This is a genomic window from Providencia sp. SP181 (assembly GCF_050446505.1).
Taxonomy (GTDB): Bacteria; Pseudomonadota; Gammaproteobacteria; order Enterobacterales; family Enterobacteriaceae; genus Providencia; species Providencia vermicola.
On the sequence record NZ_JBBPXM010000005.1, the window covers coordinates 80487 to 101499 of the forward strand.

The 21013-nt window shown below is 41.4% G+C and carries 12 protein-coding genes; 1 reads left to right on the forward strand and 11 read right to left on the reverse strand.

Annotated features, from left to right (window positions below; all coding sequences use genetic code 11):
* Positions 1-225: 225 nt before the first annotated feature.
* Both AABS66_RS10255 and AABS66_RS10260 read right to left on the reverse strand, forming a co-directional pair.
* The gene (locus AABS66_RS10255) at positions 226-1020 is read right to left on the reverse strand and encodes a sulfite exporter TauE/SafE family protein (RefSeq protein WP_349415760.1); all 795 of its coding nucleotides are present in this window, start codon (positions 1018-1020) and stop codon (positions 226-228) included.
* Between the two features lie 54 nt (positions 1021-1074).
* Positions 1075-1422, reverse strand: a complete 348-nt coding sequence (locus AABS66_RS10260; RefSeq protein WP_272539811.1) for a thioredoxin family protein — start codon at positions 1420-1422, stop codon at positions 1075-1077.
* 172 nt (positions 1423-1594) lie between these two features.
* Between AABS66_RS10260 and AABS66_RS10265 the strand changes: the two genes are divergently transcribed.
* Positions 1595-2470 carry a leucine-rich repeat domain-containing protein gene (locus AABS66_RS10265; protein WP_272539810.1) on the forward strand — a complete coding sequence of 292 codons (876 nt, stop codon included), beginning with the start codon at positions 1595-1597 and terminating at the stop codon, positions 2468-2470.
* 49 nt (positions 2471-2519) lie between these two features.
* Here AABS66_RS10265 and AABS66_RS10270 read toward each other — a convergent pair whose 3' ends face one another.
* The 9 genes from AABS66_RS10270 to AABS66_RS10310 form a co-directional block, all read right to left on the reverse strand.
* Positions 2520-2927, reverse strand: coding sequence for a DUF3597 domain-containing protein (locus tag AABS66_RS10270; protein ID WP_206084705.1), 408 nt, complete (start codon positions 2925-2927; stop codon positions 2520-2522).
* Between the two features lie 184 nt (positions 2928-3111).
* Positions 3112-3492: a hypothetical protein gene (locus AABS66_RS10275; protein ID WP_430224892.1), complete on the reverse strand. Its 381-nt coding sequence runs from the start codon at positions 3490-3492 to the stop codon at positions 3112-3114.
* A 109-nt stretch (positions 3493-3601) separates the two neighbouring features.
* Positions 3602-3829 (reverse strand): hypothetical protein, encoded by a 228-nt coding sequence (locus AABS66_RS10280; protein ID WP_272539808.1) that lies wholly within the window; start codon positions 3827-3829, stop codon positions 3602-3604.
* 328 nt (positions 3830-4157) lie between these two features.
* Positions 4158-4580, reverse strand: coding sequence for a hypothetical protein (locus AABS66_RS10285; protein WP_349422253.1), 423 nt, complete (start codon positions 4578-4580; stop codon positions 4158-4160).
* 9 nt (positions 4581-4589) lie between these two features.
* On the reverse strand, positions 4590-16175 hold the full coding sequence (locus tag AABS66_RS10290) for a hemagglutinin repeat-containing protein (protein ID WP_430224893.1): 11586 nt from the start codon (positions 16173-16175) through the stop codon (positions 4590-4592).
* Between the two features lie 11 nt (positions 16176-16186).
* Positions 16187-17896: a ShlB/FhaC/HecB family hemolysin secretion/activation protein gene (locus tag AABS66_RS10295; protein ID WP_430224894.1), complete on the reverse strand. Its 1710-nt coding sequence runs from the start codon at positions 17894-17896 to the stop codon at positions 16187-16189.
* Positions 17897-18321: 425 nt separating this feature from the next.
* Positions 18322-18987: a heme exporter protein CcmB gene (gene ccmB, locus AABS66_RS10300; protein WP_206084699.1), complete on the reverse strand. Its 666-nt coding sequence runs from the start codon at positions 18985-18987 to the stop codon at positions 18322-18324.
* Positions 18972-19604 (reverse strand): cytochrome c biogenesis heme-transporting ATPase CcmA, encoded by a 633-nt coding sequence (gene ccmA, locus AABS66_RS10305; protein ID WP_272539034.1) that lies wholly within the window; start codon positions 19602-19604, stop codon positions 18972-18974. The genes ccmB and ccmA overlap by 16 nt, the downstream gene beginning before the upstream one ends.
* Positions 19605-19628: 24 nt before the next feature.
* Complete coding sequence (locus tag AABS66_RS10310) at positions 19629-20807, reverse strand: ion channel (protein WP_206084697.1); 1179 nt, start codon at positions 20805-20807, stop codon at positions 19629-19631.
* Positions 20808-21013: the final 206 nt, after the last annotated feature.

The window sequence follows — 21013 nt, forward strand, 5'->3', positions numbered from 1 at the left end:
GCCCCCCTGATTGATATAATCAAAAATCCTTTTAAGCTATTATCAGAGAAGATGAAATGCGATTGTTCATTATACCGCATTGAAGGTGAAGATAAATCGTTTTATTCACTAACAATACAATAATCCGTCAATATGAAAATCATGTTATACACTATAGAATATAAAAACAGTTAAATTGCTAGTTGAATAATCTAATTTGTTAACATTTACCTTTAAAGCACAATTTCATAAAACATTTAACTCATCTAAGACTGAATAGATTAAGCTAAAAGAAACAATAATAATTAGGATTGCAAATATATTTTTAACTAATTTTATTGAAATATAATTTATGATGACTCTCCCTATTAGTAAACCAATGACACAGGATGTGATAAATATTAAGCTAATTTCCTTAGGGTATTGAAATCCATTTAAAATATTGATTAAAATACTCACACTACCGATACAAAAAATCACCATCAATGATGTTGCAATAATACTTTTTATATTTAAATTGGATACCTTTCGTAACGCAGGAACAATCACAAAGCCACCACCAACACCTAATACCCCTGTTAAAAGCCCTGCAATAATTCCTATACCACCTAATATCGACGCTGTTTTTATATTCCAAATAAACTTCCCCGTCTCTTGGCTAATTTGGCACGGCGCATCATTTAATTCAGCCATTTGAGCAAAAAAAGTACGATATGCAACATAAAGCATCACTAAGCTAAAGATTAAAGTCAGCCAAACAGGCGTAATTATTTGAGCAAGAAAAATACCATATTTAGCAAAAGGAATGCTGACTATCGCTATCCATATAGCGGCTTTATATCGTATTGTTTTGTTAATAAGCCCTTGAATAACACCAATAAAAGCAGCTAATGTTATTGCTAGAAGTCCAACAGGTGCAGCAAGCGCCACCGTCCAATTTTGGCTTGCCATCAACGCAGGAACCGCTAAAATACCACCGCCCGCCCCTGTTAACCCAAGCAAGCATCCAATCAGTAAACCTTCAAAAATCAATAGCAGCATAACGATGAGCTTATTATTGTTATAAAGAGGAAAAAGCCACTTTAAACCGAACGCCTAATTAACACAAAATATTTGGTTTAACGTTTCTACGGCTTGAGTGAAAGAAACCTCTCCCGCAATCACTTTTATCAATCGAGACTCTTTAAAAATAGCGATTGTTGGGACAGATTTAATTCCATATTTAGGCGCTAATATGGGGGACTGAGCGATGTCAACCATACCGAATTTAACCGCACTTTTTTCAAAATGATTCGCCAATTGTTCAAAAACAGGCTTCATCTTTTTGCAAGGGATACACCATGACGCTGAAAAATAGACAACAACAACGGGTGAGTCTTGCTCTTGCGGGTTATACAATGTGCGTGAGAAACTTTCGCTATCTAACAATAAAATATTAGGCATCTAAACCGCCTTGGCTAGTATTGGAATCCTATTAATTGCTTAAACTGTATCATAGGTAGCAGCATGATTAATGACTTAAAAGGCCATTCAATTCAATCTTATTATGTTGTTCATTATTCTATTTTTTACAGATAAACTGCACATAATACGTTCTATTAAAGTGAGGAAGGCGATGCTACACCAACATTCCAACTCTGAGTTTGAACTCAATCTGGATTCAAGCTGTCGAGAAGAAATTGATACGCTTATTTTAGCGCCTTTTGATTACAGCTTGGTAAGCGCCTATAACAATAATCTCAGTGCATTTCCCTACCGAGTAACTCACTGTGAAAACCTAAAAGTGCTTAATCTTTCTTGTAATCAAATTCAATCGATCCCCGCAGAAATAGCAAAGTTAACGCGGCTCAAAATGTTAGATTTAGGGCACAACCATATTGTTGAAATTTCCGATGAAGTGGGTAACCTGCATCAATTACAATTCCTCTATTTGAGCGATAATGGCATTCACACTTTACCAAATTCATTATCTCAGTTAAAAAATCTGGTTTATTTCAATGCAACGGATAACTTGTTAACGCAGATACCCTCTTGGTTTTCTCAGTTAAAAAATCTTAAGGAACTGCGTCTGTATAATAACCAAATAGAGCGTTTTTCCAGCTCACTTTCTCAATTATCCAATGTGCATGAAATACACTTGATGAATAACTGTATTTCAGAGCTTACGGATAATATTTCGGGCCTATCTTCTCTTCGTATTTTGGATCTAAATCAAAATAAAATTCACACTATCTCCCCTGCAATATCTGCACTTAAGAAATTGCATACTTTAAATTTAAGGTTTAATCAGTTAACTCAACTACCTGAATCAATAGGTGAAATGCTATCTCTCCAATACTTGGATTTACGTGCCAATAAACTTCAAACATTACCCGACAGTTTAATAAATTTAACTGACCTCATTAAACTCGATTTGCGGTGGAATAGCTTTACAGAGGAACCAAGAGTGATTAAAGCGCTAAGAAATAAAGGCTGTACTATTTTTATTTAATGGTGACTTTAAGCGTGCCGTAGTCAAAACGCTACGGCACCACTGAGACTTATTTTTTGAGTTGATTCACGAGCTCATTCACATTACCACCCGCTTGCTCTAACTGCTTAATCACTTCTTTAATTAACCATACATTCATGGTTGCAGTATCACTTGTATCACCTTGATAACCTAGCTCTGCAGCAAGCTTTTTCCGCGCCGTTAAGCTATTATCCAAACCTAATAATGTTAACAAATCAACAATAGACACTTTCCAATTAAGTTTTTGCGGGTAACTTTTTGCCAAGCCTTCTAACACAGCTATGGCATCAATTTTATTATCTGAAATAGCATCATTACTGATATTAATATTGGCTCTAATCGCTTCCGTCATTGCAGCAACAGGGTCTGCACTATTTTCTATTTTGGCATCCGCGGGTTTAAAGACCTTAGTTAAAATCTCTTGGAAAAAGCTCATAAGTCCCTCTCTCATATTGTGCTAAAGGATAATATTCTTCACATAAACTATAGCACCCTACGCTGATAAATCTATTTTTCTACTTATACGCTAATGTGGATATTTTTAGGTAATCAAAGTTGGATGACAGTATTAGCTACAGACTAAATCGCTCACTAGAAGGTTAAAATAAATTAATTATTTTTTATAAAAATTTATAATAACGTTGCTTAATTCTTAGCATTGATTTCTCAACTGATATTTTATCCGTAGGATTATCAATGACATAATTGTCTGATATATATTGCATTAACTCTATAAAAATAGACACTGTCATTTCGGTACTTTCCAGCCCACCAACGTAAAACTCAACAAAATTAAAGTCATTTGGATCATCATAATCACCATCCAATGCAAAATCGAATCCTTCACCTTCACCATTACTAATGCCATGAGATGCATCATAAAGAAATTGTCTATATGTTATTTTTTCCCTTTTAATCAATGATTCAACCAAATAATAGAGATCTCCACCCTCATGACTTATTAAATAGTTTTTTGTTTTTTCCAGCCAACTAAGGTCCATAAACTTTTACTCCAAAAACTATTAATTCAGCGTTTATTTCTCACATATCTTTTTAAAATTAGCCAGTATCACTGTGATATCAACTAGCTGTAAAAACCTGTAATGCCAATCATATCGTCAATCTCAGACAATGTCTTTTCTTGCAATAATTCAAAATAAAAATGAGTTTACCTACAAACGGCGCGACTTCATATATACCCACCGTAATATCAAAACCGCCTTTGCCTGCATTGATACCCGTTTGTTTATCCACCGATTGATAATCACTGTGCATCTCGGTTTTATTCACATTCACCGATGCCGTGGTATTCAACCCTGTGCCAATACTGCCCGACAAGCTGCCACCTTTTTGCTTCGAATCGTATTTGTCGGTGGTTTGTTCGGTGTTTTTGAACAAAAAAAGAAAGGGAAATAACACGATAGGCTTGCAATATTTGGATGGGTGATTAAAGAAGAAGTGGTCAAAACCAGACAGTATACAGTGGGCTACGCCCCTAACTGCGGTAAACCTAACCCCAATCCATAGATGAGCATCAGCAGTAAGTGCTTGAAAAAATTAGGTTTTAGATGGGGTGCACTACACCCTCACTCGCCAAGCCAGACAGTTGATTATCCAGCTGGCTGGGGAGTGAGAGTATTAAGAAGGGCCCTGTGTAAAGCAGGGTTTATTTACTCTTAAATTTATGTAAAAAACTATCTAAAATACTTTTCACTGGCAAAGAAGCATTTGACTCAAGATGATATATTTTATCACTAATCTTGCCCAAATCATCCTCAGATAAACTACATATATCCATAGATCTTAACGAGTCAATACAACTAATAAATAAATCATAATCATCAGTATCAATGAGCTTTAAAATAATATTTAGCTCATGACTATTTTTTAAATCCCCCAAGCATTCGACCAATCTAGTTTTCCAAAATATAGATTTGTTCGCTAACTCATTAAATAGGCATGCCCAATCTGGTTCGTTGAATTTACTTAAAATTTCAGCAGATTCAACAACACCGCAATCATACCAATAATCTCCAGGTTCATTATCATTACTAAAATCAGTAATACATAAATCAAATTCTTTATACATGTACATGCCTCAATCGATTGGATTAAAGCCAGGAGTCGGTTTTCCACCTACTGGATACCCAGCTGTAACTTGATTTCCTTTTTTAATCACATCAATTTCTACACCATTAATTATACCACGATGTAATGTTTCACCTGTTGAGCTTCTTTGTCCAATAGCTTTGGAATTACCAATTTTATTTACAGAATCAATAATGCTTTTATCTGACCAATGCTCTGGAAATAGTGTACTTGTCTTAATTTTTGATAAGTTCCCATCTGGGAACTGAGTCGTAAATTTCACAACTCTTGTACCGTCTGGATTCAATTTTATTGTTTCTACGGCATAGTTTGGATTTTCATTATTCACTGAAGGCGAGTGTCCCCCAATTAATTTATTTGAGTTTCCAACTCTTTGTCCTGCAAGTATCTTAGTTTCTATTTCCGGTGAGATTACTGTTATATTCGGTTGATTAATTATTGGGTTAATTTCTTTCCCTTTTTGCCCATTACCTTTCACAGCATTATCAATCTTAGAAGATCCTGTACCGTTAGATACCCCTTTACCACCACTCGATATAGTGGTTCGACCATCAATCAACCCGTTTTCATTCATCACAATCACAGTGGCTAAAATACCTGTTAGCTCTTTGAGATTTTCTGTTTGTGAAGAGTGCTTTGTGATCCTATTTTCTAATGCGGGCTCAAGTTTAGATATTGAATCTTTTACCATTTCTTGGCATTGCACATTACAATCAGGTAACCCTTCCAATGTTTTCAAGCTATCTAAAGCGCTCTTCATATCATTGGTTGATATTCCCCAAGCTTCCGCTTGCGATTGCAGTTTTTTGTCTAGTTTATCAATATCTTGTTGTAACTGTTTTCTCTCTTCTGGTGTTTTTGCATTAGCGAATTCACCAACGAAAGTAATTATTTTTTCAGCATGTAAGAAGTTATTCTCAACCGTGGTCTTCCCTGCTTCGGCTGCATTTGCCGCACTGGAGGTATCGCCGCCCACTAATCCACCTGCAATACCCGCCGCCAAGCTCGCAAATGCACTGACTGTCGCTTTTTCGTCTTCCGTCAGCTCACCGACCGTTTTACCGTACAGTTCCACCGACAACATGCCTACCGCTTCACCCGTCATCGCTCCCAGCGATTGCGCTCCCGCATTTTCACCTTTTGCCAGCGCTAATGCAACATTCGCAATACCGTGGGCGATAATCCGACCTTCCTGATTTTCTTTTGGTATTTGTTTGGCGATTTCATTGGCAATATACGGCGCACTCGCATTCGCCACCGCTTTATTCACATCTCCACTGATAAGCCCTTGAATCAAAGCGGTGCCTGACTCGACTATGCGTCGTTTGTCTCCACCGACTTGCCAACCTGAACCGTTGATTTCAGCCTGAATCGCCTGCTCTTTGATATAACCGTCTATCACACTTAAATCATTTGTCTCTACACCTTGTTTTGCTAGCGCTTTTTGTGCATCCTCTCTTTCCTTCTCTGTTGGCGTTTTATTTTCCGCATTCACCTTCTTCGTGGCTTTAATCGTCTCATTCGTCACCGCAATATCGGTAATCTGCTTACCTAATTCGCCCACTAACTGCGTTTTTTCTATCCGTTTTTGCTCTTTTTCTTTGTCAAAAATCGTATTGAGTTTCTCATGGGCATTGTCTGTATCTCGGCTTAAGTCGTTGATATCTTGCTTCTGATTAGCCTTATCACGGATAACAATTTCACCTTCCGACACCGCTGAGTGCGTGGTGTTGCTGTCTTTGCCTTGGTTGTTCACATTAGTCAACAAGGATCCCGCGGCATTCCCCGCAAGCTGGTCTGCAAATGGAGAGCCCCCCGTACTAAAGCCACCACTTTGACTATCCACCTTGTACTCGGCCTTGTTTTTGATGTCCCCAAAGCCCATTGTGCCCGTATCCAATGTGTTCTTATCCGCCTCTGCCGTACTGCTAATCACCGCGCCGTCGAGTTGAGTGTGCTTGCCGACCGTGATATCAAAGCCACCTTTACCGGCATTGATACCCGTTTGTTTATCCACCGATTGATAATCGCTGTGCATCTCGGTTTTATTGGCATTCACCGAAGCCGTGGTATTTAACCCTGTTCCAATGCTGCCAGATACACTGCCACTTTGTTGTTTCGAGTCATATTTGTCCGTCACCTGCTGGCTAGATAGGGTCAAATCCCCACCCACATTGGCTTTCACGGTTTCACCGCTCACCTGCGCACCGGTTAACGTGGTGTCTTTACCACTGTTAAGCGTCAGTTGTTTGCCCGCATTAACCTCTGTATCAGTATAGAACTGGCTATTGCCTTTCTCAAAGCCATTGCCTTTATTCACGCTCGCATTAACATTCCAACCGCCCGTACTAATACCCGCACCAATTGAACTGCCTGAGCTTGAGTTTTTGCCATCCACCGTTTGCGTGTTGCTAGCACTGGTCAGGTCGATATCATTTTTTGCTGTTAAGGTGATGTCTTTATCTGCGGTTAACTGGCTGCCTTGTACTGCCAAGTTGCCTTGACTGCCTTCTTTTTTGCCCGTGGCTGTAAGGTTAATATTATCCCCAGCGCTCAGGCTGCTACCAGATGCGGTATTTTGCTGCGTTTTTGTCGTGGATTTTGACGAGCTACTGCCATAAGACACGTTCACACCAAAGGCATCTGTGACACTGCCGCCTTTTTTCAGCCCAGCCAACTCACCGGCTTGTTCTGCTTGAACACCTTGCAGACCCGCTTTCATCCCTTTAAGTGCCGCTAATTGGCCATCGTCTTCCTGTTTCGCCGATTTCGCTGTCTGCGCCATACCGTCTAACATACTGCCCGCAGTACCACCTAATGACACCGTGAGGCCACTGGACTTACTTTCCACCGTCGTGATATCGGTTCGGCTATTTTCAGCGGCCGTAATATTCACGTCACTGCCTGTGATATTAATATCTTTCGCGGCGATCACATCACTGCCATGGATGTTCGCTGAACCACCAGCCTCCAGTGTCACATCACCTGCGGAGCTGCCGATTACGCTGCCTTTTTTCAAGTTACTGTCACTATCAGTCGTGACTTTTTGAGACGTTGATCCGACAGTTAAACCCAAGCCGCCTGTACTCATCAGCCCTGATTTCTTCGTCTTGGACATATGAGTTTCATGTAACGCCTCATCAGACGTAGTGACATTCAGCTGGTTACCTGCATTGACGGCAACATCGTTAGTTCCCAGAACATTGCTGCCCTGAATATTCACGTCATTACCTGCGGTCATTTTGATGCTATCGCCACTTAATGTACTGCTGATCGCAGTACGCGCGTTGACTTCATCATGAGTTTCTTTTGTGGTGCTCGATAGAAAACCTTTGTCCGTGTGTTTGGTGTGCTTAGCATAGTCACTGCTTTCCACCCCTGAGGTCAGGTTAATATCACGCCCCACATTCACAGCTAATTCGCCGCCACTGGACACATTCGCTGCGCGAGCGGAGAGATCTTGCCCTGCAGACAGTGTTAAATCCCCTTGAGTTTGGATTTGTGTGCCCACTTCTGTGCTATTAGCGCCACGATAGTAATTGCTTGAATTATGTGTGTAATCAAACGCTGAGCTAACATCGCGCGTTTCTAAACTAATATCCTGACCCGCAATAATGGAGGTTTTACCATCAACGCCTAAATTGCCAACATCTGTAGCGATCAGGTTGATATCTTGCACGGCTTTTAAGGTAAGCTGACCGTTATCACCCGTGACATAAATGCTGGCAGGGCGGTCGAGCCATTGTGATTGGCCATCTCCACGCTGCGCGGTTTCGCTGAGAATATCGCGCCCCGCGAAGAGTGATACGCTATCTAAACCACGGATTTCACCACCCACATTTTTTATATCTTTCAATGCATTGAGCTGAATATCCTTCCCTTGAATACGCCCGCTGTTTTCAATATTTTCTGCGCGTAAATCTGTTAATTCGCGGCTGTTAATTTCACCACTATTGAGCAAATCACCCGTAATATTGGCAGACACATTGCGCCCTGCAAGTAGTGCGCCATTGCCGTTTAGATCGCCTTGGCGTGTACGAACATACACCTGGGGCACACTTACCATCTCAACACGTCCATCTGGCAAGGTGACTTCTTTATTTACCATCCACACAATATCGGTTGTTAAGTTCGCCATTTGTTCTGGTGATAATGCAATACCTGGAGTCAGGTTAAATTGATTACCAAACGCAACACCATTCGTCAGCAGCGCACGGTATTGTTCTTCATCACTATTGTAGTTGCCTAATAAGCGCTGCCCTGTAGTTTCAATCAATTGATCGCGAACTAAGCGTTGCTCATAATAGCCATCACCTAAGCGCTTATGTAGCTGCTCATTAGTGACAATATCAATGCTGGATAACCATTTTTTGTAATTAGTGAAGCGAGAGTCCGTTTCAATTAAGAACTGGCTATCCGTGCCTGGTATGACGTTAAACAAGCTGTTATCTGGCAATTGGGTACTTGGCCCAACGGTTCTGATCACGGTATCGAGGTTGTCTTTACCTTGGGGCGCTTTTTCTGCCGTGATATTTTGCCCTTTACCTACGTCAGTTTGGCCTTGAATATCAGTACCATTCCCCACATTGGCATCACCTGTCTGCGCTGTCGCGCCAACAGTTTTATCATCGCTCACGTCAGCTTTCGCCGAAACCGAAGGTAATTGCGTTACTTCAGCCTGTTGGCCTGCTGTAAGCTCAAGAGGCGTATTTTGACTGTCTTTTAATGTAGTTTCCGCCAGCAACGCCCCTTGGTTATCCGTTATCGTTGACTCAGACACGGTATCCGCTGCGCCATCGAGCGGATTGACTTTCACACCATCCAAGTGAGTTTTATTAATTCCCCCCGCTTGCTCTTTTACCTCCAGTAAATGTAGCGGTAAATCTTCTTCGCTATTAATACCTTGGTATTTTGACGTACTAGTACGCGTTTTCCATTTACCACCGCCTTTATAGCGATAAATCGTATTTCCATCCTCAAAAATATGACGAACACCTTGTGCTTCTTTATTGTTTAGCTCATAGCCTGTTAAGGTCAGGTTTTGCCCCGCAACAACGCGTGAATTTTCATTGTTCAGTTGCTGTCCATCAATCGTTAAGTGTTTACCACTGGTGATTAATGCTGCATCGCGTTTGATGATTTGCGTTTCATAAATTATACGGTCGTAATCATATTCATAGAAATTTTTAGTCCAATTACCATACTCAAACATCCGCCAGCGATTGGATTTTTCATAGTGAATACCCACTTCTTTGTTGAGCGTACCATCGTCATTAATCGCATAACGGGTTTGGTTACCATTACGTGGCTGAATTTTATAGCGCTTACCATTACCGTAATCGTACCAATCAAAGTGCTCGCGGCTAACTTCAACTGGTTTTTCAGTCAGCTCTATGTGAATATCTTTGTTTTCCAGTAGATCAGTTTTGAGAGTAAGATTGCCATCCGCTTCAATATTTGCACTGTGGTTTTTCACACTTTTAGCATGGCCTGTGGCTTGTAGCTTGTCGTTGAGCACATTGCCGATGGCTAAATCACCGTCACTGTAAATTAAAGCGTGGTCGCGGTTTACCAGCTCAGAAACTGCGAGATTAACCTCTTTACGCCCTGCAATAACCGCCGATTTATCCCCTTGTTTATCATTCAATAAGGCATTGGCTACTATTGATAAGAAATCGCCATAAATACGCCCTGTACCTACGTTATCGAGATTTTTTGCAACAATGTGGGTCAAGGTACCATCAATTATCCCAGTATTGAGGACGTTGCCACTGGCCTTGATTCGCGTATTTTGCCCACTAATTTCCCCAGATAGCTGATTAATGACAGCCGTCGTGCTTAAAGCAAGCTCACCAAGGCTAGACATTAGCCCATAATTTGTGAAACCTTGGGCAAAATTAGCGGTTAAGCGTTCGCCCGCCTGAATACGCCCATGATTTTCAAATGCTTGATTAATAGCGAATGTCAGTGCTTTTTGGGCAATAAGTTTCCCTTCGCCTGTTAATGTGTTCGCTGATACACTCGCAGAACCATTGCTAACGATGACCCCTTGCTGGTTTGTCAGCGTTAAGGCTTTTCCTTTCACATTATCAGTAATGGTCAAATCTGACCCTGCGGATACCATGCCTTGGTTATTATTTAAGGATTGAGCGATATTTGCCTGAATAGCTTGCCCTGCGCGCACTGCGCCACGTTGGTTATTCAATTCAGTCGCTTTTAGCGTGGTATTTTGCCCTTCAATCCCTTGCCCTGCTTGGGCGGTATTTTGGTTATCAATATTCTTTGCGGTGATATTCAGGTTACCATTAGCTTTAATCCAGCCTTGTTGGTTATCAAGCTGTTGCACTAAAAGCAATTCAACGTTGTTTAGCCCTTGAAGAGTGCCTTTGGTGTTATTCAGGTATTGGCTAGCAACCTGTAAATCTGCCCCTGATAAAATTTGCCCTTGTTGGTTATCAACACCTTGCGTAATCGTCAGGTGGCTATTTCCCTGTGATTGCAATGTTCCTTCGCGGTTATTCAGGGTGGTGCCTGTGATTTTCGCTGAAGATTGACTTAAGAGTGTGCCTTTTTGGTTATCGATATGATTAACATCGACATTTAAGCCTTGTTTACCTTGTACGAACCCTTGCTGATTCTTCAGATCATTGGCTGTTAGGGTGAGTTTCTCTTCACTCGCCAACACGCCCTCTTGGTTCAATACATCATTTTTCTGAGTATTGATATCCAATAAGCCACCCGAATAAATCCGCCCTTGCTGGTTCGTTAATTTGCCGCTGTTGAGCGTGAGGTTCCCACCACTTAACAACCCACCACTTTTTTGTGTGTAGCTATTGTTGAGAAGCTGCCCATGAGTGTCCAAGGCTAACTGCAGACCTGCTTGAACCCGCCCTTGCTGGTTATCAAACTCCCCACTGTTCAAGCTTAACCCGAAACTGGCTAAAATTTCCCCTTGGGAGTTATCGACACGGTTTTTCTGTGTATCGATTCTAATATCACTCGCTTGAATATGGCCTTGTTGATTAATCAGCTCACCAACCGTTAACGCCAGTTTTTGGCTAGCAAAAATCCCTTGATCGTCTGTTTTTGCGGTGTTGGTTAAACGTTGGCCTTGAGTATCAAGGGTGATAGATTGCCCCTTAATCGTGCCTTCGGTGTTATCCAACTGCTGAGTTTTCATCGAGATAGCAGATTGGCTGCCAATCAAACCTTGCTGGTTAGTTAACGCTTGGCTATTAAGCGCCAACTGGCCTTTTGCCACAATACGGCCTTTTTCGTTATCGAGCCCCCCCGTGGTTAACGTTAGCCCGCCTTGTGCATAAATACCTTTATTATCATCACTTTGTGTATTGTTTAATTGCTCACCATGAGTATCAATCAGCATGTCACTACCTGACTGAATGGTGCCCTGCTGGTTTTCAATTTTACCGCTATTTAACGTGAGTTTTTGTTGCGCTAACAATGCCCCTTGTGTGTTATCAAATAACTGGTTTTGGGTATTGATATTGATGCTATTGGCCTGAATGTACCCTTGCTGGTTTTGCAGTGCTTGGTTACGCATCTGCAATACTTGCTCTGCCGCAATAAGTCCCGCTTGGTTATTGATATGACCCTCAATATCTAATGTGCTATTCCCATGGCGTGCGACAACCTTACCCTGCTGGTTATTCAGTTCACTCGCTGTGATTTTCAAGCCATTTTCACCGACCAAAGCACCATTTTGGTTAACTAACTCATTTTTTACATCAATGGATAAGTGACCATTATTTGCTGTTAAGATCTGGCCATCTTGGTTATCAAGGGAATCCGCTGTTATCGTAAAGTGGCCATTACTGCCAATTTCACCTGCTTGGTTGTTTAACCGCCCTTGCAGCGTGATTTTTCCTGCTTTATCACCTGTTTGTAATAATTTGCCATTTTGGTGTTCGAGGGTGTTTGCCGTGAGAAAAACCTGATCTGCCTGAGTAACCCCTTGGTTTAATGACAGCGTTTCACCTTGAATATTCAAGGTATTTGCAGCCAGTAGCTCGCCTTTATCACCATCAAGAGATTGGCTGTTTAAGGTAACATCCCCCATACTCGCAATCACTTTACCTGTACGGTTAATCAGTAATTGAGTATCGGCGAATACCCCTTGGCGTCCAGTTAAGGTGCCGCTTGTATTATCCAGTACCTGTTGAATTTGTAGGTTTAACGCCCCCATTCTTGCACTGAATATTTTGCCTTGTTGGTTTCCTAACGTATTTGCCGTTATCTGCCAAGAACCATTACCACTGATGTTACCCGCTTGGTTATTTAGGTGTTGAGAAACGAGAAGTGAACCTTGTTGCTCTCCAAGTTGAGTCATTGTCCCTTGCTGATGGTTTAGGTTTTCCGCTGTCAGCTGAATGTGATTGGCTTGTGTATTTCCTGCGCTCAAGTCAATGTCTTGTCCATGCAGTACAAGCTCCCCATCCGCGATAATTTCCCCGCGCTGGCCTTGTACATTTTCAGCAACAATGAACATGTCTCCTTGCTTGCTAATCACCTTGCCATCCACATTAGTGAGTTGCGAGGCGTTCAATGTGAAATCATGTTCGGCAAACAGCGTTCCTGCTGTGTTATCTACGCTGTCTTGTGCATGAATAAACAATGCCCCCACTTTCGCAGCAACGACAGTACCTTGTTGGTTAGCCAACGCGTTCACATCCAGATGTAAAGCACCTTGGCTACTGATATTACCCGCTTGGTTATCAAGGGCTTGAGTCAGTTTTATTTGGCCTTTTTCACTGCCCGTTTGCAGCATTTTCCCACGTTGATGAGAAAGATTTTTCCCGTCTATCTGAATATTGTCAGCTTGGGTAATTGCGTCATTAAGGTTGAGATTATCTGCCGTTAAAGTCAGCTTGCCTTTCGAGAGTATTTCGCCTTTCTCGCCCTCTAGCTGCTTAAGTGTTAGCTGGTTATCTCCAAAGCTCGCAATAAGTTTACCTGATTGGTTAATCAAACGATTTGCTGCAAGTTTAATACCTTGATTACCTAATAATGTGCCTTGAGTATTATTCAATGCTTGTTGAATATTTAGGGATAATTGCCCTAATTTCGCTGCAATAATTTTGCCGTCTTGGTTATTCAACGCATTGGCTGAAATCTCAATTTGCCCATTGCTGGAGATTTCCCCACGCTGATTATCAAAATGATTTTGAATGCGTAGTTCTGTTTTCCCTTCCCCTACTTGCAGTAACGTTGCACCTTGATGGGAAAAGTTATTGGCTAAAATGGTAATTTGATTAGCTTGCGTAAGCCCATGATTTAAATTGATATCTTGACTTTCAATGTGCAAAGAGTTTTGTGCGAAAACCGTTCCTTTATGGCCATCCACCTGGTTTGCGGTGAGTAATGCAGCGCCTGATAAACTGCTAATTTTTCCTTGTGTATTCACCAGCTGATTGGCTTTGATAGCTAAATATTTATCAGTTTGGATCACGCCCTGCGTGTTATTCAATTTTGTGGTTGCAGTGATCTCTAACTGTTTGTTAGCACTGGTGAATAATTTACCATCACTGTTATCAAGGTTATCGGCCTGTATGTGCAGGTCACCTTTGGATGACACACTTCCCCCATGGTTATCCAAGGTCGTCGCAACGTCCACCGTCATGGCTTTATCGCCTGTTTGTAGGATATTTCCTTGGCGATGAGAGAACGCATTGGCTTTTAAGGTGATTTGTTCAGCTTGAGTCTTCCCATTATCCAAATTCATGGATTTCCCAGTTAAGCTTAGGACGCCACTGGTCAGAATTTCCCCTTTTTTTCCATCCAACTTGTCTGTTTTGATGGATAGCCCTTGTTTGCCAGAGGCTAAAATCGTGCCTTGCTGGTTGTTCACATTTTGACTTTGAATATCCACTTTGCCATCACGGCTGAGCAGCTGCCCTGACTGGTTATTCAACTGCTGCGTGATGATTGCGGTATCACCCGCAAGGTTAATTTCCCCATTTTGGTTATCAAGCAGTTGAGTCTGTAATGCGTTTTTCGAATTGCCCGTTTGGACCAATTTACCTTGTTGGTTATGGATAAATTCAGGGGCAATTAACAACAAGTCTTTGGCAACAATTTCCCCTTTTTGGTTATCAATCCCTGTTTTTGCCGTTAATGTGACTTTATCCGTTGCCTGTAAATGCGCTTCTTTGGTGCGAATATCTTTTATTGTCGATGTCAGTGTGATGTTTTGAGCTTGGGTATTTGAGAACGAAAGGTCGAGTTCACTCCCTGTCGCTGTTAACGATTCTTTAGCAACAATATCACCTTGAAGTGTAACGTTTTTATCACCTTGAACCGTTAAAGAGCCCGCCGAGGTTAATTTTCCTTTGCTGTCGACCCCTGCCGCGAGCAAGGCTGTTTTATCACTGTTGATTTGTGCGGCATTTAAGGCCGTATCACGTCCAGCAACCATTTGGCCTTTATCGGTGTTGGTAATTGCCTGTTTTGCATTGAGCTTCACATTTTGCTGAGCTAAAACAGTACCTTGGTTATGAATTGATTGTTGGCTGTCGATGGCAATGTTTTGGCGTGCCGTGATCACCCCCGAGTTCCCCACTTTACCATTCGCTGATAAAGTGATATCCCCAGCTTCTGCCCCAATATGCCCTGCATTTCGTACACCCACGCCATTTTCTGTTCCACGCATTTTGATGGTATTAGCGTACATCCCCCCCAATGCAGCAACATCTAAAGCAAACTCAGGTTTATCATCCGTTGTGGAATTATCCGTTTTGAGAATGGTTTTCCCATCCGCTGCAACCGTGTTTTTCCCTGTGGTAATGGCTAAGTCTTTAGCATGCAATTTAGCATTAATATTGACTGAACGGGCGATTAACGCCGTATAGTTGGTACCATTACCGTTGTACCCCTTACCAACAATATTGATACTGCCTTTATCAACTTCAAACCCTTTGATTTTGCCATTTTCAATCAAGGTTTTGCCTGCCGATAGCAAAGCTTTATCCGCATTGATAAACCCACAACCATTACAGGTGATCCCCGCTGGATTGGCGATGATCACATCGGCTTTTTTCCCTGCAACTTCGATAAAACCGTTTAATTGACTCGGATCGCGGCTATTTACCTCATTTAAGATGATTTTCGCCTCGCCCTTTGCCAACCACTCATTGCCTTGGATCATCCCACCCAATTGTGTGTTTACATCGTGGCGACTGTTATTCAGGATTGCCCCTTTGTTATCAACATCAAATTGGCTATATTGATTACGTGAAACCCCATCACGATTAGGCGCTTGAATATTCACTTGAGGTAACCCATTTTGGGTATTCACAATCGTCGGTTGCTGATTACTAGGCGCATTACTATCCGCTTTAATGTTCGATGCGGAAGCGCTAATGCTCACCATACCCAACGTCAACCAAAGACTGGTAACAATGGGTTTAATTGACCAACGAACTCGGCTATTTGCTGTTTTTTTAACACGATTTTCTGTTTGGCACGCAGGCCCTGCTTGATGACTGCGAGTAATGTCCGCAACGACCATCACCATTTGGCGCGCTGCATTAAAAATTAAGCGGTAAAATAACTTATTCATCCTGAGATACCTTAATAATTCCAATTAACAGAAAATGCAAACGTCGCCGGATCCGTTTTAAATCCGTCAGGTTTAGAGAATGGCGTACCAATAGAGAGGTCGTAGCTGAGGTTAGCCGCACTGATTGCTCCCCTCAGACCAATTGCGCCCCCCGCTAGGTGATTGCCAAGATTACGGTATGTACCGTGTCCACCAATTTCCCCATAATCAGCCCCAAGATAGAGCTCTTGGTTCGGGAGCGGTGTTACCCATGAAAGGGTATTTCTTAGCGTCCATCCTTGGTCTGCACTGAGAGTTCGTTCCCCATCAAAGCCGCGAACCGTCCAGCGGTTACCGATACTGAATTGATCTTGAGGAGTTAGCTGTCTGTCACTAATTTGGCGTAAATATTGAGTTTCAAAACGCAGTTGTTGGTCTGAAACACGAAAAGGAATACTTGCGGAGGCTGAAAATTGCATCACTTTTGCCAGTGCAGTGGCATATTCCCTTGAGTTGGGATCGTTCGTTTCTTCAAAAGCAGGCATCGCACCAAACCAACGCGTTCCATGTTGATAGCTTGCGCCAGCGGTGATCGTTGACTGCCCGATATATTGACGATGGTTGAGACCCAGTTTCCAAGAGGTAGTACGGCGCTTTTGGTTTTCAATTTCGGTATCACGAACAAAGTTACGTGTTTCGCGTAAGTTAACATCATACGTTGCCGTCGTTTTTGCTGTTGCATCACGATATAACACATTGCTGAGCTGCAAGTTTAAGCTCTTACTTTTTCCACGATATTGAATATCATCATTCATACCAGCAATTGTTTGTGTATATTCATAATCACTCGCCGTGGTCGCAAATTGCCAATAACCAAAAGGAACAGAATAGTGGGCACTGTAGTTCGTCGTATCCTTGCTACTTGAAAAGCTCAAGTCACGAGTTGCAGTAATGTAGAAAAGATCGCTCAGTGAGGTCGGATTATCCAAGGCAAGCATGATACCAGCTTGGTTTTTACCCGTACTTTTTGACCCTGTGTTATCTGTCCATGCGCTCGCATGCCAATAGCGTGATTGTTGCCGATTAATCACAATTTGCGTTTCGCCTGGCCCATCCCCAGGGATCATTTCCATTGAGGCTTGTACCGTTGGTAAGCGTTGTAAATTTTCGAGGCCTTGCTCAATATCACGCAAATCTAATAAATTTCCCGAATGCGCTGGCATCGCGGTATATAACGTGCTGTATTGAGATGAGTTATCAGTAAAGAGGACTTTTTGTACCTTACCAGGTAGCACCACCAATTTAAGTGTGCCCGTAGATAAATCTTGCTCAGGTACCAACACTCGTGAAGTGATCCAGCCATGACTGATCAAACGATTCTGCACGTCGGTAATTAAGAGATTGATACCATCAATACCAATACAATGCCCAACCGCCTGATTGGCTAAACGTTGTACAGGAACCCAATGAGGTAAGCCTTCTTGCCCTGTGATTTCAACTTGTCTAATCACAAAGCAGGGGGTTTCCTCAGGGAATTGCAACTGTGTTTTTGCAATAGGTGAAAGCAAGCTGACATCAGGAGCCTTCGCGTCAAATTGTTGTTGTTGCGCTTGCTGCTGCTGCGTCTGCCGATTAAATAAGTTATCTGTATTATCAGGCTTCAATAGTGAGGCTTTTGCGACGGTAGGAAAACAAAAGGTAAATAAAATTGATCCATAGATAAAATTACGCTTTAAAAACATTATTTTTATTAATCACTATGATTTGAGTTAAGTCAATATACGCAACTTTACACAATTTGACTTAAATTACAATCGGACTAGCCCCTGCATTTTTATTACACCCTTTAGTATTTTATTTAATGAATTGATTTAAATGTAATATTAAACTGTAAAAAAGTTTTTCATAAAAAAAACAATAGAAAAACCAGCTTATTTAAATGGCGTTAAGTTCACTGATAAACCTTATTAACTTGGCATAAAAATTATTTCCACCATTATTGTTACGCTAAAAAAATAAAAAATAACTAATAGCCACCCAAAAAATGAGTAAATATATCTTATTGATTTAGATTTTATTGTGAACTAGAGCTTGATGAGTGAAAATAACTAAGAAAGGGCGATAAGGGCAATAATTCACCCTTATTTAAAGATAAATGATGTGATTTTTAGCTATTGCTAATATTGATTTTCAACGCTGCTGCAATCGCTAAAGGGGAGAAAGTAATACTTGCGGCAAATAATGCAGCGAGAATGGCAAAATAGCCATCTAATGGCATTTTGAAACTGTGCGCTTCCATGGTACCTGTCGCATAAATCAACACGGGAATATATAAAGGCAATACCAGCAAACTAACTAACACACCACCTTTTTTTAATGACACCGTCAGTGCTGCACCTATCGCGCCAATAAAGCTTAACACAGGCGTTCCCAGTAGTAATGTTCCCGCTAATACCATTAGGGTATCGCTAGTAAATGACAACATCAATGCAGCGATTGGTGACAATAAAATCAGCGGTAAACCCGTCACTAACCAGTGTGCAATCACTTTTGCAAAAACAGTGATAAACAAGGGATGAGGCGCCAACAATAGCTGCTCAAGGGAGCCATCAAGGTAATCATCTTTAAATAAACGCTCTAAAGAAAGTAAAGATGATAAAATGGCAGCAACCCAAAAAACCCCTACAGAAATACGTGATAATAGCTGTGGCTCTGGCCCAATACTCAGCGGAAAAAGCGTAATGACAATCAAGAAAAACCACAGTGGGTTAACTAACTCAGAAAAACTGCGAAAGGCAATTTTCAATTCTCGTTTAATTAATAACCAAAACATGATTCACCTCCACCTGTCAGTTTTAATGAGCCAAATCGCCCTGACATCGCCTGATGAGAGGTAAACAAAATAATCCCCCCTTGATTAGCATGTTGATGAAAACGCATCGTTAACCGTTCAACCCCTGCCACATCAATTGCGGTAAAAGGCTCGTCTAGGATCCACAATGGTGCTTCACTTAACCACAAGCGTGCTAAGTTCACACGGCGCTGCTGCCCTGCAGAAAGCTGGTTCACAGGAATATCTTCAAAGCCAATCAACGAAACTTCCTCTAAAGCCTGCCATATGCTATCCCCTTCAGGCCCTTTATGGTGCATTTGATGATAAAACTTGAGGTTTTCATACGGCGTGAGTAACGATTTAACAGCAGGTTTGTGGCCTAAATACAGCAAATGGCGAGTAAATTCTTCTTTAAGTTTGTCAATCGGTTGATTTTGCCAACATACCTCGCCCTCATCAGGCTTAAGTAGCCCAGCCATCATTCGTAAAAGCGTGGTTTTTCCCGCGCCATTAGGCCCTTCAACCTGCAAAATTTCACTCGGTTGAACGGTAAAATCGAGCTGTTGAAATAAAATGCGATTTTGACGATGGCAACTGACTTGTTGTGCACTTAGCATGCCGTTGATTTCCTGTTTTTTATTCTAAGATTTGGCAATTTTGTTCAACAGCATATCACTGATGGAGTCACTCGATATTGCTTCACCGCAAAGCACTTGCATCAAAACTTCAGAGCCTAAAGTGGATAGAGAAAATAACATGTCGGGTTTAAGCAAGCGGATTTTATCCATATTGCTTTCTTGATTGATCAATACAACGGTTTTTACTGTGCTATCGCTGCCCGCTAACTCCCTCACACCTAACAAAGCAAATGTGCTAAGTGAGTCACTGTCAGTCATGATCAACACACACTTCGCATGTTTGACATTGGCGGCGGCAAGTAGCTCAGAGCTGGTTGGATCACCTGTGACAATATTGTCTTTTTCAGGGTAATGGCTACGGTGATTCTCTTGACAAATAACGGCTACAGGTAGCTCGCGTTTTTTTAATCCTTGATACACATTGACCGCCATTGGCGTACTACCAATCACCACATAATGATTTTTCATATATGAAAACCTCTTACGCACAATTTCTTTTGTGCCTTTTGCCAATACGCCAACAACATACACAACTGAAGTGGTGAAAATAGTAATACCTAGAATAATGACAGTCACGGTAAATACCCGCGCATCTAACGTCACGGGCACAATGTCGCCAAAGCCAACTGTCGTCATGCACACCAGTGCGAAATAGAAGGCCGTTGTACCATCTTTCACGACGGGTAGGAACTCATTGCCAATATATAAAGTACCGAAAATGGAATATAACAATAATGAAATAATACAGGTAATTGCCACAAACCCCGCACTGGTTAAGCTGTGATGATGGTAAAGCTTCCAAAATAACCCCAGTGCAACAAATAAGGCCAAAGAAAAATAACCTTGGTGAATATTTTCTTGGGCTAGTCGTAAATCAACAAATGAAATGATCCCTAATAAAAATAGAGAGAAAATCCACGCGATACGCGCGCCATTTAACATAAAGAGAGAAAGAAAAATGAGTGAAATACCAAGTAAAAAACGCGGAATATCTAATAATTTCATAAACCCTAATGATTTCAACCACTCGGTAAAACCATTTTCACGCCAGTCAATGTAGTCCGTATAAGCACTTAAAACAGGCTTTAAAATCATAGAACCATCAATGATGATCAAGATAGAAAGCACTATCCTGATCGTTAAGGATGATCTCAAAAAAGCCACAAACGCGTTATCTAACATGACTGACTTTCATCCTTTTTTAGCAAACCATTAAAACTTTTTATATACCATAAATATAACAAAAGATAATATCAATTCCGTTTGCCCGATAACAAATCGTCATTCGTTATCGGGACATTTAGATTATGAATGATAAAACATCGTCTATAATTGGAAGTCACCTCATTCGGTGATGGGCTAAAATGAGTTAATCTCACTTCCATTTT

Excerpts from the sequence above, each read along its gene's own strand:
- AABS66_RS10255 (WP_349415760.1), bottom strand. The coding sequence starts at position 1,020 with ATGCTGCTATTGATTTTTGAAGGTTTACTGATTGGATGCTTGCTTGGG.
- AABS66_RS10260 (WP_272539811.1), bottom strand. The coding sequence starts at position 1,422 with ATGCCTAATATTTTATTGTTAGATAGCGAAAGTTTCTCACGCACATTG.
- AABS66_RS10265 (WP_272539810.1), top strand. The coding sequence starts at position 1,595 with ATGCTACACCAACATTCCAACTCTGAGTTTGAACTCAATCTGGATTCA.
- AABS66_RS10270 (WP_206084705.1), bottom strand. The coding sequence starts at position 2,927 with ATGAGCTTTTTCCAAGAGATTTTAACTAAGGTCTTTAAACCCGCGGAT.
- AABS66_RS10275 (WP_430224892.1), bottom strand. The coding sequence starts at position 3,492 with ATGGACCTTAGTTGGCTGGAAAAAACAAAAAACTATTTAATAAGTCAT.
- AABS66_RS10285 (WP_349422253.1), bottom strand. The coding sequence starts at position 4,580 with ATGTATAAAGAATTTGATTTATGTATTACTGATTTTAGTAATGATAAT.
- AABS66_RS10290 (WP_430224893.1), bottom strand. The coding sequence starts at position 16,175 with ATGAATAAGTTATTTTACCGCTTAATTTTTAATGCAGCGCGCCAAATG.
- AABS66_RS10295 (WP_430224894.1), bottom strand. The coding sequence starts at position 17,896 with ATGTTTTTAAAGCGTAATTTTATCTATGGATCAATTTTATTTACCTTT.
- ccmB (WP_206084699.1), bottom strand. The coding sequence starts at position 18,987 with ATGTTTTGGTTATTAATTAAACGAGAATTGAAAATTGCCTTTCGCAGT.
- ccmA (WP_272539034.1), bottom strand. The coding sequence starts at position 19,604 with ATGCTAAGTGCACAACAAGTCAGTTGCCATCGTCAAAATCGCATTTTA.
- AABS66_RS10310 (WP_206084697.1), bottom strand. The coding sequence starts at position 20,807 with ATGTTAGATAACGCGTTTGTGGCTTTTTTGAGATCATCCTTAACGATC.